This is a genomic window from Glaciecola sp. 1036 (assembly GCF_050306235.1).
In the GTDB taxonomy this organism is placed as follows: domain Bacteria; phylum Pseudomonadota; class Gammaproteobacteria; order Enterobacterales; family Alteromonadaceae; genus Glaciecola.
This window is the reverse complement of the sequence record NZ_JBLWFH010000001.1, coordinates 285,365-308,610: the sequence shown is the minus strand read 5'-3', so window position 1 is coordinate 308,610 and position 23,246 is coordinate 285,365. Positions and strand designations below refer to the sequence as shown.

At 40.3% G+C, this 23,246-nt stretch carries 15 protein-coding genes; 9 read left to right on the top strand and 6 right to left on the bottom strand.

All coding sequences use genetic code 11. From position 1 onward, the window contains the following. The first annotated feature begins 28 nt into the window (after nucleotides 1-28). The 3 genes from ACNKW3_RS01415 to ACNKW3_RS01405 all read left to right on the top strand — a co-directional run bounded on the left by ACNKW3_RS01415 (nucleotide 29) and on the right by ACNKW3_RS01405 (nucleotide 6,003). Nucleotides 29-1,975, top strand: coding sequence for an alpha-amylase family glycosyl hydrolase (locus tag ACNKW3_RS01415; protein WP_427397499.1), 1,947 nt, complete (start codon nucleotides 29-31; stop codon nucleotides 1,973-1,975). Between the two features lies 1 nt (nucleotide 1,976). After that, entirely contained in the window at nucleotides 1,977-4,370 is a 2,394-nt protein-coding gene (locus tag ACNKW3_RS01410; protein ID WP_427397498.1) for a TIM-barrel domain-containing protein, read from the top strand. Nucleotides 4,371-4,515: 145 nt separating this feature from the next. Further along, the gene (locus ACNKW3_RS01405; RefSeq protein WP_427397497.1) at nucleotides 4,516-6,003 is read left to right on the top strand and encodes an MFS transporter; all 1,488 of its coding nucleotides are present in this window, start codon (nucleotides 4,516-4,518) and stop codon (nucleotides 6,001-6,003) included. A gap of 59 nt (nucleotides 6,004-6,062) precedes the next feature. Here ACNKW3_RS01405 and ACNKW3_RS01400 read toward each other — a convergent pair whose 3' ends face one another. Next, nucleotides 6,063-7,094 carry a LacI family DNA-binding transcriptional regulator gene (locus ACNKW3_RS01400; protein WP_427397496.1) on the bottom strand — a complete coding sequence of 344 codons (1,032 nt, stop codon included), beginning with the start codon at nucleotides 7,092-7,094 and terminating at the stop codon, nucleotides 6,063-6,065. A gap of 375 nt (nucleotides 7,095-7,469) precedes the next feature. Here ACNKW3_RS01400 and glnS point away from each other — a divergent pair, with 375 nt between their 5' ends. After that, complete coding sequence (gene glnS, locus ACNKW3_RS01395; protein WP_427397495.1) at nucleotides 7,470-9,137, top strand: glutamine--tRNA ligase; 1,668 nt, start codon at nucleotides 7,470-7,472, stop codon at nucleotides 9,135-9,137. Nucleotides 9,138-9,229: 92 nt separating this feature from the next. On the opposite strand, the gene ACNKW3_RS01390 is transcribed toward glnS, so the two are convergent. Then, nucleotides 9,230-9,991: a YciK family oxidoreductase gene (locus ACNKW3_RS01390; RefSeq protein ID WP_427397494.1), complete on the bottom strand. Its 762-nt coding sequence runs from the start codon at nucleotides 9,989-9,991 to the stop codon at nucleotides 9,230-9,232. 261 nt (nucleotides 9,992-10,252) lie between these two features. Here ACNKW3_RS01390 and ACNKW3_RS01385 point away from each other — a divergent pair, with 261 nt between their 5' ends. The 3 genes from ACNKW3_RS01385 to ACNKW3_RS01375 all read left to right on the top strand — a co-directional run bounded on the left by ACNKW3_RS01385 (nucleotide 10,253) and on the right by ACNKW3_RS01375 (nucleotide 14,758). Beyond that, on the top strand, nucleotides 10,253-12,859 hold the full coding sequence (locus ACNKW3_RS01385; RefSeq protein WP_427397493.1) for a VolA/Pla-1 family phospholipase: 2,607 nt from the start codon (nucleotides 10,253-10,255) through the stop codon (nucleotides 12,857-12,859). Between the two features lie 106 nt (nucleotides 12,860-12,965). After that, a complete protein-coding gene (sohB, locus tag ACNKW3_RS01380) occupies nucleotides 12,966-13,979 on the top strand; it encodes a protease SohB (protein ID WP_427397492.1) in 1,014 nt (337 codons plus the stop codon). 20 nt (nucleotides 13,980-13,999) lie between these two features. Then, a complete protein-coding gene (locus ACNKW3_RS01375; RefSeq protein WP_427397491.1) occupies nucleotides 14,000-14,758 on the top strand; it encodes an SIMPL domain-containing protein in 759 nt (252 codons plus the stop codon). Nucleotides 14,759-14,817: 59 nt separating this feature from the next. On the opposite strand, the gene ACNKW3_RS01370 is transcribed toward ACNKW3_RS01375, so the two are convergent. The 3 genes from ACNKW3_RS01370 to ACNKW3_RS01360 form a co-directional block, all read right to left on the bottom strand. Next, nucleotides 14,818-17,547 carry a TonB-dependent receptor plug domain-containing protein gene (locus ACNKW3_RS01370; protein ID WP_427397490.1) on the bottom strand — a complete coding sequence of 910 codons (2,730 nt, stop codon included), beginning with the start codon at nucleotides 17,545-17,547 and terminating at the stop codon, nucleotides 14,818-14,820. Nucleotides 17,548-18,038: 491 nt separating this feature from the next. Continuing rightward, complete coding sequence (locus ACNKW3_RS01365) at nucleotides 18,039-20,138, bottom strand: TonB-dependent receptor (protein WP_427397489.1); 2,100 nt, start codon at nucleotides 20,136-20,138, stop codon at nucleotides 18,039-18,041. A gap of 268 nt (nucleotides 20,139-20,406) precedes the next feature. Further along, nucleotides 20,407-20,760 carry a hypothetical protein gene (locus ACNKW3_RS01360; protein ID WP_427397488.1) on the bottom strand — a complete coding sequence of 118 codons (354 nt, stop codon included), beginning with the start codon at nucleotides 20,758-20,760 and terminating at the stop codon, nucleotides 20,407-20,409. Between the two features lie 112 nt (nucleotides 20,761-20,872). On the opposite strand from ACNKW3_RS01360, the gene ACNKW3_RS01355 reads away from it, so the two are divergent. Next, complete coding sequence (locus ACNKW3_RS01355; RefSeq protein WP_427397487.1) at nucleotides 20,873-21,634, top strand: Nif3-like dinuclear metal center hexameric protein; 762 nt, start codon at nucleotides 20,873-20,875, stop codon at nucleotides 21,632-21,634. A 22-nt stretch (nucleotides 21,635-21,656) separates the two neighbouring features. Beyond that, on the top strand, nucleotides 21,657-22,400 hold the full coding sequence (locus ACNKW3_RS01350; protein WP_427397486.1) for a methyltransferase domain-containing protein: 744 nt from the start codon (nucleotides 21,657-21,659) through the stop codon (nucleotides 22,398-22,400). 43 nt (nucleotides 22,401-22,443) lie between these two features. Here ACNKW3_RS01350 and ACNKW3_RS01345 read toward each other — a convergent pair whose 3' ends face one another. Continuing rightward, entirely contained in the window at nucleotides 22,444-23,244 is an 801-nt protein-coding gene (locus ACNKW3_RS01345; RefSeq protein WP_427397485.1) for an RMD1 family protein, read from the bottom strand. Nucleotides 23,245-23,246: the final 2 nt, after the last annotated feature.

The following is a 23,246-nucleotide window of genomic DNA, read 5'->3' as shown; positions in this document are numbered from 1 at the left end:
TAATTATAAGAGTCATATATTCAAAAAAATGAAGACATCTAGCTATCCATCTTTCAAAAGAGTTTTAACGGTTTTATTGGCAACTGCTTTGTGGTCGTGTTCGGAAAATCAATCCATAGAGAATAAAATCGACGAGCAAGTAAAACCCCAAAATAGAAATATGCAACATCATTCTCAAGGACCCGGTAAGCCTGTTATATATCAGGTGTTTACACGCCTTTTTGGCAATAAAAATACAACCAATAAACCTTGGGGGACAATTGAAGAAAATGGTGTTGGTAAGTTTTCTGATTTTGACGATCGCGCATTAGAAGGCATAGCCGAATTAGGAACTTCTTATATTTGGTACACGGGTGTTCCTCATCATGCGGTTATTCGTGATTACCGCGAGTATGGGATTAGTCTAGATGATCCAGATGTGGTTAAGGGAAGAGCGGGTTCTCCATATGCGGTGAAAGATTATTATAACGTTAATCCTGATTTAGCAGATGATCCAGCTAAACGCTTGCAAGAATTTGAAGCTTTGATTCAAAGAACCCACAAACACGGTATGAAGGTGATAATTGATATTGTGCCTAATCATGTGGCTAGAAACTATCAATCAACCTCAGCACCCAAAGGTGTTGTTGACTTTGGTGCCCACGACGATACTAGTGTAAGTTACGATAGAGATAATAATTTTTATTATATCGTAGGAGAAGAATTTAGTGTTCCTCAAAGCCAAGATTACCAAGCTCTAGGTGGAGATTCACACCCGTTGTTAGATGGTGAGTTTGTTGAAGTTCCTGCTAAATGGACGGGTAATGGTGCCAGAAAAGCACAGCCTGATATGCATGATTGGTATGAAACCGTTAAAGTAAATTATGGTGTTAAACCTGATGGTAGCTATGATTTTCCTAAGCTTCCCGGCGAATATAGAGAACAGGACTATAATGCTCATTTTACCTTTTGGCAGGATAAAGATCTGCCTGATTCATGGTACAAATTTGAACAGATAGTACATTATTGGCTGGATAAAGGGGTAGACGGTTTTCGCTTTGATATGGCAGAAATGGTGCCAGTGGAGTTTTGGTCGTTCTTAAATTCTTCCATAAAGAGAAAAAAGCAAGATTCTCTCTTATTAGCCGAAGTCTATAACCCCGATTTGTATAGAGATTACATTCAACTGGGCTTAATGGATTATCTGTATGACAAAGTCGGCTTTTACGATGATTTAAAAGCTGTGATGCAAGGTCATGGTGATACAGCTAAATTGGAAATAAATCAAAGTCAATTATCCGATATAGAACAGCATATGCTGCATTTTTTAGAAAATCACGATGAACAACGTATTGCTAGCCCGGACTTTGCAGGCAGTGCTGAAAAGGGTAAGCCTGCACTAGTGACCTCAGCCTTAATAAGCCGATCTCCGACCATGTTGTATTTCGGACAAGATGTCGGGGAAGACGGAAGTGAAGAACCAGGTTTTGGTGATCCAACGCGTACCAGTATTTTTGATTATATAGGTGTACCTGCTCATCAACGATGGATGAACAATGGCGAGTTCGACAGCGGGCAACTTAGCGAACAAGAAGTAGCTCTACGGCAATTCTATGTAGATGTAATGAATATATCTGCTTATCATCCTGTGATGACGGGAGAATACGTTGGGTTACATGGGTTAAATAATGATCTGGACAATGGGTATTCAAAGCTGCAATTTGCATTCAGCCGGTTTAACGAAGATCAGGCATTGGTTGTCATTTCAAACTTTGCTGAAGAAGCCGTGAATGTCGATTTGCAACTGCCAATCGATCTTGTTGTGCAATGGAAGCTGGAAAATGGCAGTTATACATTAATTGATTTACTGAGTGACGAGAAAGTGAACCTGAATATAAGCGAGCAAGGTTTGAAATCTAGTATTCAACTTAATCTACCCGCAAACGCGTCAAAAATACTAGAGCTCACTTTTTCTAAATCGGTAATAGGTGACTAATATGTTGCGGAAATTCCTCCTTATAATCCTTTGCTCCTATGTATTTACGGGATATGCAGTTGAGCAGCGAAAAGACTCACCAATCCTTGTTAGTGATACACATGTAGAACTAGCAATTGATGCGGGTAAATTAACGCTGACCCCTTTAAATGATGGTGCCCTTGAAGTCTATTACCAGCCTGAAGGCGTAAAGCAATTACCTTCCTTTGCTATTGATAAAGCGAGTATTCAGTCAGTAACATTTTCGGTTGATGAAACAAAAGACGGATTTAGGATAAGTTTGCCTGAATTTACGGTGCTAATACAACTTTCTCCCTTTCAACTGCAGTACGAAAAAAATGGTGAAATCATTGCTCAAGAAGAAATCGGGCTTTTTTATCAAGAAACATTAAGGGGCTTTCGATTTTCTTTAGATGAGCACGAGAAAATCATGGGTGGTGGCCAACGTGTGTTGGGTATGGATAGACGTGGTAATCGTCTTCCGCTTTACAATAGAGCGCATTATGGCTACACCACTGAATCACATCAAATGTATTATAGTTTACCAGCCATAATGTCTGATAAAAATTATATTATCGGTTTTGATAACAGTGCTAATGGCTTCTTGGATATAGGTCACACAGAAAAAGATGTATTGCAATTTGAAGCTGTCGCTGGTCGTACTGCTTATATCTTTAGTGCGGGCGATGATATGGCTGAAACTGTTAGTTATTTTGTATCTGCAACAGGTAAACAACCATTACCACCACGTTGGGCGTTAGGGAATTATGCCTCAAGGTTCGGCTACAAGAGTCAGCAACAAACCTTAGATGTCATCGATAAGTTTGTGCAACAAGATTTTCCAGTAGATGCTGTGGTATTAGATTTGTACTGGTTCGGGCCAGACATTAAAGGGCATATGGGAAATTTAAATTGGGACAACGCGCATTTTCCAGATCCCGAAGCCATGATTAACCAACTGCAAGATAAAGGTGTAAATTTAATTATGATCACCGAACCTTTTATCTTGTCTACATCAAGTCAGTGGGAATCGGCAGTAAAAAATCGCGCTTTAGCCAAAAATTTCGCTGGTGAACCACGTCGATTTGATTTTTATTTTGGTAATAGTGGTCTAGTCGATGTGTTTGATCAAAATGCCAGAGATTGGTTTTGGCAGTATTATGACAATCTCAATCGACAAGGTGTGGCCGGTTGGTGGGGCGATTTAGGTGAGCCTGAGTTGCATCCAGCAGATAGCCTTCACAACTTGGATGGCATTCAGGTTACTGCAGATGAAATCCACAATGTGTACGGGCATAGATGGGCGCAAATGGTTTATGAGCGTCAACTAGCCTTTAATCCACAGCAAAGACCTTTTGTGATGATGCGCGCTGGATTTTTGGGTACTCAACGTTATGGGATGATCCCTTGGACTGGCGACGTATCGCGGGAATGGGGAGGCTTGAAACCGCAAGTCGAATTAGCATTGCAAATGGGATTGTTTGGCCTTGCTTATACTCATTCTGATTTAGGCGGTTTTGCCGGCGGAGAAGAGTTTGATTCGGAGCTTTATATTCGTTGGCTACAATACGGCGTTTTTCAGCCTGTATATCGCCCTCATGCACAAGATCATATCCCGCCAGAACCAGTTTTTCATGATAAAAATACTCAAGATATTGTAAGGGAGTACATTAAACTTAGATACGCCTTAATGCCCTATAATTATTCGTTGTCCATCGAGAACAGCCTGACCGGCTTACCCATGATGCGTCCATTGGCAATGCATTACCCCGCGCAAAATATTGAAAGAACCGATGCCTATCTATGGGGAGAAAATTTCTTAGTAGCACCTATTGTGAGTCCTGGAGTTAACCAAAAATCCGTGGAATTACCTCAGGGTGTTTGGTTTGATTACTTTGATGGTCAAAAACTTCAAGGCGGAAAATCCGTCACTGTTGAATCGCCAATTAATAAATTGCCTGTGTTTGTAAAAGCAGGGAGTTTTATTCCGCAGGTTAAACCCCAGCAGAACACTCAAAATTATTCTACATCTTCTTTAATGGTGGATTTTTATGCTGATAAATCAACCAGTAAAAGCCAGTATGTAATGTATGAAGATGATGGTAAATCTCCTGATAGCCTTAATACAAAAAACTATCAGGAAATCCTGTTTAATTCGGAATATTCAGATAATTTAGTACTAACAGTGAATGTTCAGGGACACTATGCTTTAGCACCTAAGACTCGAACATTACAATTTTCTATTTTTGGGTTAGACAAAAAACCGACCGCCATATCAATCAACGGCGAATCTGTTTTGCTGCAATCTACAACGGCCACTTGGAATGAACAAAACGGGGTATTACACATTAATAGCCAATTAGCCTCGGACCTTGAGGTAGCGATTAACTTTTAATCGCTACCTTATCCTTTTAAACCTCTTTTACATTGCGTGAATACGTATGCAAATACATAGTCATTTACAGGGGTAAAAGGTACAATCCAAGCTTTCATGTAACAAATGGTTAACAATTTAAGTTGCCAGTAGATGTAGGCCAATTATGGTAAAACAACAACCACAATTAAGTTTTTGGCAAATTTGGAACGTCAGTTTTGGATTTTTAGGCGTTCAATTTGGTTTTGCTTTGCAGAATGCTAATGCAAGCCGTATTTTATCTGACTTGGGGGCCGACCCTCATTCCCTTTCGATATTTTGGGTGGTAGCGCCATTAATGGGCTTAATAGTACAACCTATAGTCGGCGCAGCATCCGATAGAACTTGGAATAGTGTGGGGCGTCGACGCCCATTTATTCTTGGGGGGGCTATTGCTGCAGCTGCTGGTATGGCATTAATGCCAAATGCAAGTCTATTTGTAGCCTTTATGATTCCCATTTTATTTGGGGTCTTAATGTTAGCTGTCATGGATGCCTCATTTAATGTCTGTTTTCAGCCGTTCAGAGCGCTGGTTTCAGACATGGTTCCCGCAAAGCAACGTAATGTTGGTTACTCGGTTCAAACCTTATTGATCAACATTGGCGCTGTTGTTGGCTCACTACTTCCGTTTATTCTTACCAATGTAGTGGGGCTGGATAATGTAGCCCAATCTGGTGAAGTTGCTGAAACAGTTATTTGGGCATTTTATATAGGTGCTACAGTTCTTTTAGGTTCGGTGCTTTGGACCGTGATTAGAACCAAAGAATATCCGCCAGAAGAATACTATGCGTACAAAGGGCTAGACTTAGAAAAAGTACAGCAAGAACAAGCGCACAAAAAGCCGCTGTCGGTTCGTCTACAAAATTTTGTAAAACTTGTAATCGATATGCCAACCGTTATGAAACGACTAGCCTTAGTACAATTCTTTTCATGGTTCGCACTATTTTTGATGTGGGTTTACACCAATAACGCCATTGCTGAGCATATTTGGGGAATCGATAAGCAGTGGTTTAACAGCGACTATATTAAATCTATGGGCGGTTTGCCTGATGATATCGCCAGTGCTAAGGGAGCTGCAGGCGATTGGGTTGGAATTTTATTCGCTGCTTATTCTTTATTTGCGGCCATATTTGCCTTATTTCTGGCTAAATTAGCGGACAAAGTCGGAAGAAAGCAGGTTTATGCGGGGTCGTTAGCCTTAGGTGGAATTAGCTTTGTGAGTTTTTTATTCTTCCAAGACCTAACACCAACAGATGTAAATTTATATGTCACCCAGGTCACTGTGCCTTTGGGTGCTGTTTATTTGTTATTACCCATGATAGGAATTGGTATCGCTTGGGCTGCAATTCTTGCGATGCCTTATGCAATGTTGGCTGGAGCATTACCAGCAGACAAAACAGGTGTCTACATGGGGATCTTTAATTTCACAATAGCATCACCACAAATCATAAGTGCACTCACCGCGGGATTGATTTTAAAATATCTATTCGGTGGTACCGCAATTTATATGATTGTACTGGCGGGTGTGCTCATGGTCTGTGCAGCGTTTTGCGTGCTTTTGGTTAGAGAAAGTGAAGAGCATGCTGAAGATATCTTGCCGGTAACTGAAGAATAAGTTTGTAACAGTAAGCAAGGGATCCCGAGATTTTTCGTTGTTGTTAATCTCGGGATTTTTTATGCCTTCTTTAGCCTTGCCCCACAAGATTCGCGGACAATAAGCTCAGGGGCCATTAAAATATCGTCAACACTTTCCTTGTTGATCATTTTTAATAAGTTTTGCACCAATAATTCTCCTGCTAACAGGGTATTTTGGTGAACCGTGGTTAATGGTGGTGACGCAAACTCACTAATTTGAATGTTGTCATATCCTGCGACAGATACGTCTTCTGGTACTTTCAATCCTTTGGTCCGCAATGCTCTGATACTGCCCATGGCAATAAGATCCGTAGCACAAAAAATAGCATTGGGAGTACACTTTTCAAGCAATTTCATGGTCGCCTCATAGCCAGCTAACTCGGTAGAAATAGCATCTTCTTGAGCCAAAGTTGCCGGATCTAATCCATTATCTTTCATGGCGGCTGAGCAACCTAAATAACGCCCCATAAGTTCGGGTGCTCCTTGATCAGCTTCTCCTATAAAAGCGAATTTATCACACCCTAGTTTAATCAGGTGTTCCGCCATCAAATATCCGCCCAAATAATTATCTGAACCTATGGTGACGCCTGGATGATTTTTATCTGGGGCGCCCCAGCGAATAAAGTGCGTATCTTGTTCTTCAAGCTGAAACAACTTATGTTCGTACTCGGTAAATGAGCCATAGCCTAATAATATAATGCCATCAGCCTTATTCGAATCTTCATAAACAGCATGCCAATCGTCGTTTAAATTCTGGAACGAAACCAACAAGTCATAACCGGCTTCTGCAGTCGCTTTTGTAATACTTGCAAGCATACTAATAAAAAATGGATTGATCAGAGAATCATCATTGGTAGGATCTTCAAATAGCAGTAGCGCTAATGTTTTGCTCTGTTGTTTACGTAAGTTACTGGCATTTTTATCGACTTTATAATTCAGATCTTTGGCAATCTGTTTAATTCGGTCGCGGGTTTCTTGATTCACCAAAGGACTATCACTTAACGCACGAGAAACGGTAGACTGTGACACTCCCGCCATATGCGCTATATCAAATGAAGTTGCTTTTTTCATGACTTCTATGTTCTCTGTTCAGAATTTATTGATTGGTTTCAATCTCTTGGCTTTTCATGCCTAAGTTAGTTGGAGCACTGGCCATTTGAAAGACGCTGTGAACTCATCCATGGGCGCTCTACGAAATCATCCATGATTTCGAAGCTTTCAAATGGCCAGTGCTCCAACTAACTTAGGCAATAACTCATTTCAGTTAAGTTTATTCAGACCGAAACAAAGCGTGTTTTATTGTTATCTGATTACGTTGTAGAGGCAATATAATACAAAAAACTGTTTTCTACAGATATTTCGTAAAAATAAGCGTTATTTATACGGTTTACTGATGATATACTTTTATAAATAAGTAGTTATCTAAGTTTTGAGGAATTTATATCTATGGCCGAGACCACGCCAAGTCCGACCAACTTTATTCGCCAGATTATCGAAAAAGATTTGTCAAACGGTGTCCATCAACAGATTGCCACTCGTTTCCCGCCAGAGCCTAATGGGTACTTGCATATTGGGCACGCAAAATCCATTTGTTTAAACTTCGGTTTAGCAGTCGATTTTGACGGTACTTGTAATTTACGTTTTGATGATACAAACCCTGAAAAGGAAAACATCGATTTTGTTAACTCGATCAAAAACGATGTTCATTGGTTGGGTTTTCAATGGAATGGTAAAGAAAGATATTCTTCTGATTACTTTGATAAGTTGCATGGATTTGCTGTAGAGTTGATCCAAAAGGGATTAGCCTACGTGGATTTTAGTCCACAAGACAAAGTGCGCGAAATGCGAGGAACCCTCACCTCGCCAGGTACAGACAGTCCATACCGCAATACCACGGTTGACGAGAATCTAGCACATTTTGAAAAAATGCGCCTTGGAGAGTACCAAGAAGGTGAATGTAGCTTAAGAGCGAAAATCGATATGAGCTCACCTTTTATGTGTATGCGAGATCCAATTATTTATCGTATAAAGTTTGCACATCATCACCAAACAGGCGACAAATGGTGCATTTATCCAATGTACGACTTTACCCACTGTATCTCTGATGCTATTGAAGGTATTACACATTCCTTGTGTACTCTTGAATTTCAAGATAATCGTCGACTTTACGATTGGGTAATTGAAAATATCACCATTGATGCTACACCGCGCCAATATGAGTTTAGCCGTCTTAATCTCGAATATACAGTGTTGAGTAAGCGCAAGCTGATTGCGTTGGTGGGAGAAGGCCATGTAAACGGATGGGATGATCCTAGAATGCCGACCATTGCTGGCATTCGAAGACGTGGTTATACACCAAGTTCAATCCGCGAATTTTGTAAGCGTATTGGTGTGACAAAAATGGACAACATGGTCGAAATGAGCATGTTAGAAGCCTGCATTCGAGACGAACTTAATGTAGAGGCACCGCGTCGCCAAGCGGTAATTGATCCTGTGAAAGTTGTCATTGAAAACTATCCTGAAAACGGCGAAGAATGGCTGGATGCGCCTAATCACCCAAATGATGCAGACATGGGAGATCGCAAATTACCGTTTTCTGGGGTTGTTTACATTGAAAAAGAAGATTTTAGAGAGTCAGCCAATAAAAAGTTTAAGCGTTTAGTTCTAGGGAAAGAAGTGCGTTTAAGAAATGCTTATGTGATCAAAGCTGAACGGATTGAGACCGATGAAAACGGTGAAGTTAGTTGTATTTATTGCCAATATGACCCTGAGACCTTAGGTAAAGATCCTGCTGATGGACGCAAAGTGAAAGGGGTTATTCACTGGGTAAGTGCTGCACACGCCATAGATGCAGAGATTCGTTTATACGATAGACTGTTCAATGTGCCAAACCCTGCTGGTCAAGAAGACTTTGCGGCAACTATTAACCCTGAGTCCTTAATCACCATGCAAGGAAAGGTTGAGCCTTCATTATTAGACGCAAAGGTTGAAGATGCTTTCCAGTTTGAACGCCAAGGCTATTTTTGTTTAGATGCAGATAGCACTGAACAAAAATTGGTGTTTAATCGAACCGTTGGGTTGCGGGACACTTGGGCTAAAATAGAAGGTCAATGATCCATCCAAGATGAACTAAAAAAGCCGCTTTTGTAATTAAAGCGGCTTTTTTTTGATTCTTACATGAATATAAAGTTAACGCATCGGCTAGCCTACTTGGGCTGGCAATCTAGACTCTCTCCGTTAACACCTCTAGATACATCTGCCATTAAATACACGTAAGTTGACATAATTTGAGCGGGTGTTTTTAACGTATCTTTATCTTCAGCTGGAAATGCTTTTGCTCGCATATTAGTGCGCGTTGCACCAGGATTAATACAGTTAAAACGTTTTTTGCTGTTTCTGTATTCGTCCGCAAGTGTTTGCATCATGCCTTCAGTTGCAAATTTTGATACGGCATAGGTTCCCCAAAAGCTACGTCCTTTACGTCCAACCGAAGAAGTAGTAAATACCACTGAAGCTGATTCAGACAATGACAACACAGGTAGCAATGCTTTAATCATAAGAAATTGGCTACGTAGGTTTACTTGCATTACATCATCAAATTCTTCTTCTTTGATCTGTCCAAAAGGACATAAATTTCCAAGCACACTAGCATTGAACAATATGCCGTCTAATCGACCATATTCAGAAGCGATAGTATCGGCTAATCCGTTATAATGTTGCAGCGTAGCTCCCTTTAAATCCAAGGGCACAATAGAAGGCTGTAGACCGCCGTTGGCAACAATTTCGTCATATACTGACTCAAGCTTACTTACTGTTTTTCCTAACAATATTACAACTGCACCGCACTCAGCAAAAGTTAATGCTGCTTGCCTGCCGATACCGTCACCTGCACCTGTTACTAGAATAACTTTGTCTTTAAGTGATTGTTCATGTTGTTCAAACGCTAAATGAGGATGCTCTATGGACATTCTTTTTTCTTTATTGATGGTTAAAAGAAGGAGCGCGAATATTAGCTCAGAATTTGAAATAGCTAAAGTATCAGACAATACTTACAGAAAATTTCGGTGTTTTTATTACAAATCGTTTACAAACACTTTGCAAAGTAGCGCTAAAGGCAATACTATAGGCACAAATTGAACTGGTCATACTTGTTATCAAAATCTCTAAATTTCAAGTAACCATTTATGACAAATTGAATTAAGTAACTACATACGAGGTGGGGAGTTAGAATGAAAAAACTGTTAGTGTGTACAAGCGTCTTGGCTGCACTTGGTCTTACAGGATGTGGTGGTGAAACCATCGACGATATCCGGGCCGAGACCGAGGTGGTTACACCCATTACCAGAGTTGTGTTTGATCCTGCAGCTGGTAACTTAAATGTTCCTAATGACTTGTTAATGCTTCCTGGGGATGACGGCTTTTTTGACTACACATTAAACATTCCGGTAGCAGACCCAACAGATTTTGGCGACCCTCAAAATGCGCTAAATGTCTTAGATGGATGGTCAACCACTGCACCGTTTCAAATTAATTTTACAACAGCTGCAGGTGTTTCTATTGACGCCTCAACTATGGCGCAAGGTATCAGAATTTTTGAATCCACCTTAGGTTTAGATGTTCGTGATCCTCAATGTGGTCAAATCACAGTACCGTCTGCTGGATGTAAAATTGGTGATGAGCTTGTTGTTGGAGTCGACTTTGCGTTAATGTTAGCCGATGATGACACGGTAAATGTTGTCCCTCTGCGTCCTCTAAAGGGAGCCCAAGGATATACCTTGGTCGTCACTTCAGCTTTGCAGGATTCTTCTGGTAATCCAGTGAGAGGTTCTACGACTTGGGACTTAGTAAAACAAGATATTGATGTTAATCCATTGGCAACACCCTCTCAATTGAGCTTACAGGGTTTAATCAATACGCATATTGATGCCTTAGAAACTGCCGGATTGACTCGTGATGAAATCAGCTACGCTGCAGCATTTACAACATTATCCACGACCAGTGTAATGTCCGCAATTAAGCAATTACACGTAACGCCGTTTGCTCAAACCCAAAATCCAGCTGCTTTACCTGCGATTGCTGTTACTAATCAATCTGCAGATATGAATGCTATGGAAACGCTTGGCGTGGTTAGCCAATCTTCTATTGATGATGGGATAGCTGTTGCTGTTGAAAATACCCCAGAACTACAAGCCTTAGCGCCTTTAATTCCTAATGTGAACTTTTCATCCTTAACCACGTGTAACGGACTTTTGGCCGCTGCCGGAGGACAATTTACAGTAGCGACAGGGCAAACTTTTGGCGCTCAAGCTGATGCTGGTTTAAATGCATTAGCTCAAGGTGTAAGCCAAGAAACTTTCTCACGAGGTGCGGGTCCGCTTTGTAGCGCGAACGTATATGAAGGTACAGTTTCACTGCCTTACTTCCTAGCCATTCCGCGAGCGGATAATCCAGCAGCACCAGGCAATGAGTTTTGGCGCGCAATGTGTGATTCTGGCGTAGTATTAGCCGGCGCTCCTGATGAAGTGCTAGCAATGGCGACGCCTGGACCAAATGATGCAACCTGTCAGGTGGCAGGGTTACGCGATTTAATGATAAATGGTGAGCCCTTAGATAAAGAAAGACAGGTCACCCGATTTAATCCTCTTCCAAAAATGAACGGCGGCAATCAGGGCCGCGAAACCTTAGATGTACAGGTCACTGTTCCAAACCCAACGTTTGCGGGAGCATTAGGATTTGACGTGCAAATGCCTGAAGGTGGATGGCCGGTTGTAATGCTTGTACATGGCATCACTTCTAAAAAAGAAGACATGTTGGCCATCAGTGGTGCGTTATCACTAGCGGGTTTTGCTACTGTTGCTATTGATCAGCCGTTACATGGTACTAGAGGTTTTGATGTTGATCCTACTAATCCAGGTGATGAGATAAACGCGACTACAGTTTCTGCTACTGCTTTCTTAAACTTGGCGAGTTTGCCTACAGCCCGCGATAATTCGCGTCAAGCTGTGTCTGACCTTCTGGGTGTAAGACTTGGTTTAAACGCTTTTGTGAATGCCACTGGCAATGACTTGGTTACCCTTAATGGCACAGACGTATCAGTCATGGGTGTTTCTTTAGGAGCTATCACAGGTGGTAACTTTGCTGCTATCGCCAATACGCCGTTTGACGGGCAGTTAGAGCCTTTAAGTGGAATGTTCAGTGTACAAGTTGCATCTCTGGAATCACCCGGAGGCGGTATTACACAATTCCTTCTTGAATCACCTACCTTTGGACCTTTAATCAAAGCGTTCTTACTTCAAGGTGGTAGTGAAGATTTCCAAGCATTTTTAGGTCAGTTGTATCCTGATGGTAATATCAGCGAAGCTCAACTTGTCGGTGCTTACACGCAATTCGTTGCCGCTTTGACACCAGAGCAGCTGGCTGCGGCAAATGCTTTGTTTGCACAGTTTGCATTTGCAGCACAATCAGTGATTGATTCTTCAGACCCGATTAATTTCTTTGAAATCTTAGGCGAAAATACGCCTGTGCATATGATGACAGTGGTCGGAGACGGTGGCGACAACTTACCTGACCAAGTAATTCCAGTGTCAACTACATTGCCAACATCAGGACAATTGCCGCTAGCAAACCTTATGGGATTACAAGATATAGTGTCAACTGTACCTTCTCAAACGCCGATAAGCGGTATTGTTAAATTTATTGAAGGGGCTCACGCGAGTAGTTTAAGTCCAGCTGCCAGCGCTGCTGTCACTGCAGAAATGCAAAATGAAGTAGCAACTTATATGGCGACTAAAGGCACAGTTATTCAAGTGACCAACGAAGACGTTGTGCAAAACTAAACAAGTTTTAGTAGATTAATCAATGAAAAAGGGCTTTTTAGCCCTTTTTCTTTTTTGGAATGACCATATACTGACACTAGTTCAGTTGAATTATCGGGAGTTATCGTTGGAATTTTTATTTGAATACGGATTATTTGTTGCTAAGGCCATTACCGTTGTTATTGCAATAGTTGCGGTAGTTGGATTAATCATAGGTCTTGCAAGTAAACAAAAAGGTGGTGGTGGCAATTTAAGTTTTGATTCTATATCAGAACAGTTTGACAACATAAAGCGCCAATCAGAACAAGTTTTGTTATCAAAAGAAGCGTTAAAGAAGTTACAAAAACAGCGCAAAAAAGAGCAAAAGAAAGATAAAGAGGAAACTAAACCCAATCTCTATGTTATCGATTTCCAAGGTTCGCCAATGGCCAAAGAAGTTGACAGTCTGCGTCGAGAAATCACTGCTATTTTATGTGTAGCTAAAGAAAATGACGAAGTTCTAGTAAAAGTCGATAGTGGAGGTGGCGTGGTTCATGGCTATGGGTTAGCTGCTTCTCAACTTCAACGGATTAAAGATGCAAATCTAAAATTAACCGTGAGCGTAGATAAAATAGCTGCCAGTGGTGGTTATATGATGGCTGCGGTGGCTGATACTATTATTTCAGCGCCATTTGCGATTGTAGGTTCTATTGGTGTTGTGGCGCAGATTCCTAATATTCACAAAGTACTTAAGAAAAATGATGTAGATATTGAAATGCATACAGCAGGTGAGTACAAGCGAACCCTAACCGTATTGGGAGAAAACACCGAACAAGGCCGTGAGAAGTTTAAACAAGAGCTACAAGAAGTGCATGATTTGTTCAAAGGGCATATTAAGCATTTTAGGTCGGAATTAGATTTGGAAAAAGTCGCCACAGGCGAGTATTGGTTAGGTCAAAAAGCCTTAGAGTTAGGTTTAGTAGATAAGCTACAAACGTCAGACGACTTTTTGTTAAAAGCCAATGACACCCATAAACTGTTTAAACTTAAATATGAAAACAAAAAGAACATGGCGCAAAAGCTTGGTTTTGCAGCTTCCACTGCAATAGAAAGCGTGTTTGATAAACTGATGTCGATGATAAACTTATCGCGATTTCAATAAATAGGGTACAAGGAGAGATAATGAAATACTGGATATTACTACTAATGAGTTTGGCATCTAGTTCCATATTTGCCTCTCCATTACCTGACTTTCCTTTTGTAACTGTTACTGGGACAAGCAGTGCTAAAGTGCAGCCTAATGTGGCCAAGATTTCATTTAATCTGACCACTTTTGATGCAGAATCTGAAGTGGCAAGTAATCATTTACAAGATGTCACTACCTCTGTTTTGGAAGTATTTGAGCATTACAAGATTGCCAGTGATGATATAGTTGCCTATGAAATCACTAAGAATATTCGCCGTGAAAGGGATAAGAACTATAATAGTTTAGCTATTTTAGGATACGACTTTTCTCGAAATTTTACAGTCACTATTAAGTCACTAAATGATTACCCAAAGATAGTCAACGCGCTTCGGAAAATCGACAATCTACACAATTTGAATACAGAGTTTGATGCTACTAATCGATCAGAAGTTGAAGTGACCTTAATCGCACAGGCGGCCGAAAATGCAAAAAACAAAGCCCAACAAATGGCCAGTGGACTTGGCGTAGAGTTAGGCGAAGTATTTGCGTTTAATGATACCGGGTCTTTTAATTCGTTCTTTGCTACCTTTGGATTGGAAAATAGTCCTGGGCATGCCACCTTGTCAGCACCTATGGAATATCGAGGTAAAGGTGGGAATGAATCTGATATTTTCATACCGCAAAGTATTGAAGTTTCCAAAACGATTAATGTTGTTTATCGGATTAACTCGTTTATTAAATGGCAACAAGATTAATCTAAAAGAATAAAAAAATGCCGCTTAAACAGCGGCATTTTTATTGGGTTTAAACGCTCTTAGTATTTAAAGCGCGCTTGCACGTACCACTGACCGCCGGTAAATCCGAATGGACTAGATTCTGGGTATAGCTGACCTAAACTGCCTGCACTTGGGTTTTTGTCAGGGTAGGTATCAAATAAGTTATCTACACCTACTACAATCTCAGTATTCTCATTCAGATAGTAAAGTACTTCTACGTCAACTAATACTTCGCTACTGATGCCTTCTACACCATTACCTGTGTCATCCCACTCACCATAGTAGTTAGCTCTAACCATAGTTCTGAAATCACCTTGGGTGTGAGTCCAAGCAATGTTTCCTCGAGTGTTTGGCAATAGATCTTCGATAGCAGCAACACGACCCGCACCAATTGGATTCAATGTACCTACATCATCTACTTCAGTTTCATTAAAGTTGGCAGCTAGGGTTAAACGTGAACTACCGCCCAAGAAATCAAAGCTATAGTTACCAACAATGTCGATACCTGTGGTAGTGGTGTCAAAGCTGTTAGAGAAGAATCTAAATTGTGATAAATCATCTAAACCAATGAACTCTTGACGATTTATTACGCCAGACGCATCAAGACCTGTTAAGGCTTCAGATACTGAGCCGTAAGTAGTACCGCCGCCGGCAAAGTTTAGTGCATCTAAGAAGTCAACGTTCGCACCTAGTGCTACACGATCATCTAATTCAATGCTGTAATAATCTATGGTCCAGCTTGTAGCACCAATATCAATAGAAACACCCACAGAGAAGTTTTTCGCTTCTTCAGGGCCTAATGATGGACGTCCGTTGCCTTGACTCTCAATAAAGTCTGCCGCTAACTGACCCGCTGCAGAAGACAATGGAAGCGTACCTTGGTCAACTAACACACCGTTCACGTTTTGGGTGGTAACGTTAGTTATGTTGGCTTGACCTGCAGTTGGTGCGTGGAAACCAGTAGAGTAGGCTGCACGCAATCTAAAATCGTCAGTTACGTGGTAAATACCAGCGATTTTAAAATCAGTTGTATCGCCGAATTCACTGAAATCTTCGTAACGAACAGCTGCTTGCATAGTTAGAGACTCTGTTACATCTGCTTCTAAGTCAATGTAGAATGCTGTACTGTCTTGAGAAGATGAGGTTGAATTCGGGAATCCACCAAAACCGTTTGAACTTGATGAGAAACCTTGATCAGACAATGGGCCCAAAGCAAAAGAGGCGGCATCACCTGCGAACAGATCAAATTCTTCTTCTCGGTATTCAGCACCAAAGGCAATGTTTAAATCTGAAGTTAAACCAACATCAATACCGTAAACAAAGTTAGCATTGAAAAGAGTTTCGGTTTGTTCTTGGCCACCAGGAATAAAGTCTCTAGGAGTATCTGGACCTAAAGAAGCGTTAATGGTGTTATTAATAAAGAAGTCAGTTTTATTTGAACCTTGCTGAGCACTGATATCATAGTAAAGACCATTGCCTATGTTGATATCGCCTCTAAGCCCAACAGTGAATGACATATCTTCATTGTCACCGCCGAATCTAGGTACAAAACCTGTTGGGATAGTTTCGATGAAAGAGAAACAGTTATCATCAGCTGCGACCTGGGCTAAAAAGGTAGGATCTGGGAAAACATTACCGTTACCACCAATTGGAATCCCATCAATACAGGAGCCACCGATACCGACGCCATCTAAATCACCAACCAACACCGAATGAACACCGTTAGGATCTGCCATACCAGTGGCTGGATCTACTAATGGACCAGCGTAAACGCCGCCACGTTGACCGCCTTCAGTAACCGGGTTTCGATAGAAGAAACCACCTGTCACTGTGCGCTGTGCGTAGTTACCAAATACATATAATTCGGCATTTTCACTAAATTCATAGGCAGAGTTAACAAATACTTTAATATCGTCTTCTACGTCAGGTTGTCCCCAATACTGAGGAACTTCATCTGTATATGAGTTTATTACAGAGAAATCTGACATTGAGAGATAGCCGGCATCTACCATAGCTTGCACATCGTCACGAACGACAGAACGCACAGTCCCTTCAACGTCTTTGATTTCACCTGTGATATTTAAAAAGCCCGAGCTACCTAATGAAAAGCCAGCATTCGCTGAAATAGTGTAAGCATCGCCGTCACCTTCATAGGTGGAACCATATTTAGCTCTAACTTCGAACCCTTCATCATCGTCTCTAAGTAAGAAGTTTATTACACCTGCAATGGCGTCTGAACCGTACTGTGAGGATGCACCGTCACGTAGTACTTCAACCTGTTTCATGGCAAGTGCAGGGATAGCGGAAATATCGACACCTTGTGCACCATCCGAAATACCGCCACCTAAAAATGAAATTACTGAACCGCGATGACGTCGCTTACCATTTACCAACACTAATACGTTATCAGGTGATAAACCGCGCATGTTAGCTGGACGAATAATAGTCGCAGCGTCACTGATAGGTTGCGTATTGACGTCAAAAGAAGGAACCGCAGTTCTTAACATGTCTTGGACATCTGAAGATGAGTTTTGACGAAACTCATCACCCGAAATAACATCTACTGGTACTGGAGAGTCAGCCGCAGAACGGTTAACCATACGAGTACCTGTTACTATGACTTTTTCTACTTTTTCAGCTTCGCTCGCCTCTTGTGCCATTGACGCTGAAGGCATCATAGCCGCAATTGGAAGAGTAGCTGCAAGTATACCTGTTGTAATACGATTTAATCGTCTATTGGCAGTTTTTGAATTGGAATGTGTATTCAATTTCTTCTCCTGATTACCTTGTTTTATAGATAGTTTCTGTAGATGAACGCACAACTGTTTCAACATTCTGATTCAAAAAGTGAAGAACATTCTGCAAAACTTGAGCAGATGTTGTGGTTACATCCCGCTACCGTTTTTATGAAAGGCTTATCCTTTCCCCTGTGTAAAACATTGGCTTTTATTTAAATTATACGACTTCTAAAAGGACGCTTTTTAACCAACACTACAAGCATATATAGATTAATTATTTTATTCAATGCCTTAAAATTAGTAATTAACCTTTATTTGGGGAGAATTATTAGGATAAATGTTTCGTTTTTGTAAAAATGCTTATTTTGAGCGAAAATTTTTGAGAGTTCTTTAGACTAAAGTTTTTATTAGAGATTTCTATAGATAACGAAAAAATAAGCTGGATATGCAAGCTAAATGCAGATGAGTTAAGGGAAGTCAGCCTTTTGCTTCAAACAAAGGCTGACTTATACTTATATTTGCTAAAAGCGACCTAAGATAGACAAACTCGCGTTCACCGGTGCACCCACAGTAACCTGATGGGTTGAATGGGCATTGGGGAAATACAAGGTATCGGTTAAATTTTCAATATTTAATTGTAATCTCAGATCATCCGAAAAGTCATAATATGCCGCAGCATCTAAACGCGTGTAACTTGGCAAGAAAGCTGAATTGCTGGAGGTGATAAAACTTTTCCCTTGATAAGTAGCGCCTAAAGCAAATGCTAATTTTTCTGAGACTTCATATCTTGACCAAATTGAAACGCTATTTTCCGGTAGTTCTCTTGGTGTTCTGCCAGTTGGGCCTGTACGCTCAACAATTTCTCCTTCCAAATAACTGTAATTCGCAGTGATTTGTAAAGCTTCAATTGGATTTGCTATCAGTTGAAACTCCACGCCTTTGATTTCTGAATCAATGACATCCAAGGTTTGGGGATCGGCGTCTGCAACTTGAGGAGAGCTTTGTTGATTTTCAAAATAAGCGGCGGTTAAACTCAATGTCTTGCTCATGTCCCATTTTATGCCAACTTCCTGATTTGAAAAAGTATCGGGATCTAACGCATTATTGCTGCCGTTAATATTTGCGTATTGTTCACCGCTTCGTGGCAGAAATGACTCACTGTAACTTAGATAGATCGAAACACTCTCTTGAGGTTTATAGATAATGCCAGCACGGGGAGAAATTTCTTCATCTTTACGGGTTCTTGTTTCCAGTACGTTTGGATCGGCATTGAATACTTGGATCTCAAATTGATCAAAGCGAGCACCCAACACAAGATGAAAATTTTCTGTGAGTTTTATTTCATCTTGTAAATAGGCGGAAAATACATCTAAATCGACCCGAGTATCATCATTTAGATCACTAAACGTCACAGTGAAAGCTGCCCCTTCAGAATTTACGCCTGTGCCATTAACAAAGTTTATTGGCCGAGCAATAGTAAACCACTCTCTATCATCACCAGAGCTTGAAAATACAGGGTTTATCCGATATTGGTCAGAGTTAGTTTGCACCAATTCAGCGCCAGCAATCAAGGTATGGGATAGACCTGCAATGGTAAATTCACCAATAAGATTTGCTGACAATACTAGATTCGTGCGTTGGGTTTCATCGATATAACCGTCTAATTCGACTTGATTATTTGCTTCATCATAATTTGCTACATAATAATTTGAATACACCTTGTCGTAATCACCATAAAACGCATTAAAATTGCCTTTTATTTCGTCAGAAAATTGATGTTGAACATTTGCTCTGAATACATCGGCTTCAACGCTGTGGTAATTATTCTCAGGGTCTGCAAAGACATTATTTTTTAGCTCTTCTACTGGGCGCCCTGAGCTATTTGTAGGAATACCTCTATCAATAAAACGATCGTGATTTATGTATTCATAAGACAAGTCAATAAGGGTAGTGTCAGACAATTCAACTCTAAGAGTAGGAGTAATGCCAATGCGCTCACCATCAAAAAAGTCACGATGATTCTCTAATTGCTCATACATTGCATTTATTCGTAGTGCTGTATTCTCGTTCAAAGATACATTTGAATCCAGTGACAATCCGCCTCCTCCAAAAGAGTCAAGTTTAGCTTTGTAGCCAAAAAAACTATCCTCTAATAGGGCCTTTTTGGAAACCCTATTTAATACTCCACCAGTGCCTCCTCGACCAAACAATAGCGCGTTGGGGCCTCTCAATACTTCTACTTGTTCAACGTTATAGAGTGCTCGGAAATACTGCACATCGTCTCTATTGCCATCTAAAAAGAAATCAGCAGTTGAACGAACGCCTCTAAATACCACAGAGTCACGATGCCCTTCGCCTTGAGATGTATTTACACCGGGTAGGTAATCGATAATTTGCGCGATACTATTAATGCCTCTAGCAGTAATTTCTTCTGCAGAGATGATGCTCAAACTCTGGGGCACATCTATAATAGGCGTTGGAGTTTTTATTGAGTTAGATTCACTTATTGACAGGTATTTTTGACCTTCAACTGTGATCTTTTCTATTGAATTTTGCGTGTTTGCGAAGCTGTTGGCGCAAATCAATGCTAAGGGTAGGGCGCTAAATACATGAGGTTTCAAGCTTAGTTTCTCCTGAATAACATAGATATTACTCGATTAAATGTATAGCTGAATGCTGTTTAAATAACGGTAACAGAAATAACCATAAAAATATAAATGCGAATCATACTTATTTACAAAAATTTTTCAAATGATTACAAGCTTGGAAACTAATAAAAAGACGATCGGGTTACTTTTAATTAGAGATAGCCAGTTTATCTCAGATTAAATGCTTTGCAGACGAAAAAAAGGAAGCTCGAGGCTTCCTCTTCGTACAATATGCAGAGTCTTAACGAGGTTGTTTAGAACCTGGTTTATTTGCAAGAATTTGGGTCGCATAAAAATCTTTAACGCTAAATGCTTTGGTAGATTTTGCCGCTTTTTTAGCTTTTGGCTTAGCCGCTGCTTTGGCGGGTTTTTCTGCTTTCGCCGGTTTTTCTTCTTTAGCAGGAGCGGCTGCTTCAGGTGCACTAGAACCTGCGAGTTCATCTGCCATTTCATCCAGCTGCGCTAATCGAATATTTTTCCCACCGTCAACGCTATACCAACCACCTTTTGCCTCAATCTCAGGCGCTTTGCCATTTGCTTTGGTGTATGCTTGGGTAAACTTCTCAATTACGCTATCTTTATCTAGTTTGCTCATCAGTGTGTTGAACCTTATTATTATAAATGATTGTTGTGTTTTCTTATGGGAATGGCGTAATTTATACACATTCTGGGGCAAATGTCTAATTTCTTAACAAAAGGGTAAAATTTTGCAGTTACAACAGCTTATTTCCGTCTTAGATGAGCTTTTACAACCTAATTTAGTAAAAGATTATTGTCATAACGGACTGCAAATTGAGGGTAAACCAAAAATTACTAAAATCGTCACTGGTGTTACAGCAAGCTTAGCGCTGATTAATAAAGCTATAGAATTAAATGCTGACGCGATTTTGGTACATCATGGCTATTTTTGGAAGGGCGAATCTCCAGAAATAATAGGCATGAAAAAGCAACGTGTAGCGGCTCTTTTAAAGCATGACATTAGTTTGCTCGCTTACCACCTTCCTATAGATGTACATCCAATTTATGGCAATAATAAACAACTTGGCGATTTGCTTGGTTTACAAGATATTCAGGCGGTTAGCAGTATTGAACCCAAGGGTATAGTGATGAGTGGTAAGTTGTCTCAAGCGATGGAACACCATAGTTTGCTTAGTGTGTTTAAAGACAAACTAGGCAGAGATCCCATCTCTGTTGGCAATAAATCAAACATAAAGCAACTCGCATGGTGTACAGGAGGTGGTCAAGGATTTATTGATGCTGTAGCCAATCAAACTGAAGTTACTATTGATGCCTTTGTTAGTGGTGAAATAAGTGAACAAACAACGCATTCAGCAATTGAACAAAACATCGATTATTTTGCCATAGGCCATCACGCAAGTGAGCGTTACGGAGTAAAAGCCGTCGGTGAATATCTGGCGTCTCAATATGCCCTAGACGTAACTTTTGTAGACATTCATAATCCAGCTTAAACAGAGTGACTGAGCAATAAAAATGTCGAGTTTTGATGGAATAGCCAATAAGTTTGATAAAAATATCTATGGAACCAGTAAAGGTAAAATAAGACATGCACTGTTATTGCATTATTTAGATGGCATTTTAAATGGGTCTTCCAAGTCCGTGCTAGATCTAGGTGGTGGCACAGGGATGATGAGTTATGAATTTGCCCAAAAAGGTCATCAGGTTACTCTGGTCGATGTATCTGCGGATGTATTAGATATTGCGAAACAACGATTAGCGGATTTTCCGTCAACAAATATTCAACAACAACCAATAGAAGAATACGACCAACCAAGTGACATTATCTTATGCCACGCCGTCCTTGAATGGTTGGACAATCCGTACGATGCCATTTCTCATATGGTAAATCTTTTACCTTCAGGTGGTTTTCTATCCCTAAGCTTTTTCAACTATCATGCAATGCTATTTAACAATATTTTGTATCGTAATTTCGACTACATTAAAAAGGGCATGAAAGTTAAAAATCAGGTCCGATTAAATCCAAAACAACCGTTAAAACCCGAAATCGTTATGGAATTTATTAAAGGTCTAAAAAATATAAAGATTGTAAAAACAGCAGGCATTCGTTGTTTTCATGATTATATTTTTGACAAGGGCGCTAAAGAGACTGATTTTGAAGAAATATTGGCGTTAGAAAAACAATATGGAGAAAGTATGCCTTATCAATATCTAGGTAAATACTTTTATTGTCTGTTGCAGAAAGAGGCAGTAGGTTAATTGGAATAACACTGCCTCTATGCAACAACCTATTTCAGGATTTTTAATGGGCAAAAAACAAGACGATTTCTACCGCAATTAAAATAATGATAATCCATTCTAAAAACGAAGAATGTTGATGATTTTGCTCTGCTGCCAACATATCTAAAAGTTCATGAATAGTTTGCAACTTAAGGTTCAATAGTTCAATACGAGGTTTTAATTCCAAATAGCCGCAAATGGCTAAATAATCAGCTTCCAAAGTAGGATGATCCCAGAAGAATTCTGGTGTATCTAACAAGTTAAAGTTCAACATAATATCGCTTTTCACCTGAAAAAGTGTGCCACGAGATTTCGCTAGCTGTCTTCGACCAACACCAATTTTGCCGGTTTTAGCCAGTGTTTGCGTTAAATGGGCATTATCAGCAATACATCTCTCCGCTCTGCCTTCAAACCATTCTAATTTGATCGCCTGTGCAAATCCATGGCTCAAGGCCAATAAAGTAGGTATTTTGCTAGTGTAAAGCGTCAACATATCATCATGCATTTCGCTGGTTTGTTCATTTATACAATTTTCTTCAGGAAGGGTGAAATTATAATGTTCCCAAGGCATCATTTGTGAACTGCCAGCAATGGCTATAAGTTCTGTTTGCAGATGTTCACGTTTTTTTTCGCTTACGCCCCAGCACACCAAAATTCCATAATCAAACACAAAGGCTTGCCCTTTGGGCAAACTAAAATGCAAAGCGTCGCGATAGCGTACGCCGATAAATTGATGAGAAAAATGTTGTTGGATCTCTGCTAAATTAACTTTAGCTGCGAAACATAGAATCGAAACTTGCTGATTAGCGAATAGGGTGGTCAAGT

Bases quoted from the DNA above. Each gene is read 5' to 3' on its own strand.
- ACNKW3_RS01390 (WP_427397494.1), bottom strand. From the start codon at position 9,991: ATGTCCATAGAGCATCCTCATTTAGCGTTTGAACAACATGAACAATCA.
- ACNKW3_RS01410 (WP_427397498.1), top strand. From the start codon at position 1,977: ATGTTGCGGAAATTCCTCCTTATAATCCTTTGCTCCTATGTATTTACG.
- ACNKW3_RS01400 (WP_427397496.1), bottom strand. From the start codon at position 7,094: ATGAAAAAAGCAACTTCATTTGATATAGCGCATATGGCGGGAGTGTCA.
- ACNKW3_RS01375 (WP_427397491.1), top strand. From the start codon at position 14,000: ATGAAATACTGGATATTACTACTAATGAGTTTGGCATCTAGTTCCATA.
- ACNKW3_RS01350 (WP_427397486.1), top strand. From the start codon at position 21,657: ATGTCGAGTTTTGATGGAATAGCCAATAAGTTTGATAAAAATATCTAT.
- ACNKW3_RS01405 (WP_427397497.1), top strand. From the start codon at position 4,516: ATGGTAAAACAACAACCACAATTAAGTTTTTGGCAAATTTGGAACGTC.
- ACNKW3_RS01415 (WP_427397499.1), top strand. From the start codon at position 29: ATGAAGACATCTAGCTATCCATCTTTCAAAAGAGTTTTAACGGTTTTA.
- ACNKW3_RS01385 (WP_427397493.1), top strand. From the start codon at position 10,253: ATGAAAAAACTGTTAGTGTGTACAAGCGTCTTGGCTGCACTTGGTCTT.
- glnS (WP_427397495.1), top strand. From the start codon at position 7,470: ATGGCCGAGACCACGCCAAGTCCGACCAACTTTATTCGCCAGATTATC.
- ACNKW3_RS01360 (WP_427397488.1), bottom strand. From the start codon at position 20,760: ATGAGCAAACTAGATAAAGATAGCGTAATTGAGAAGTTTACCCAAGCA.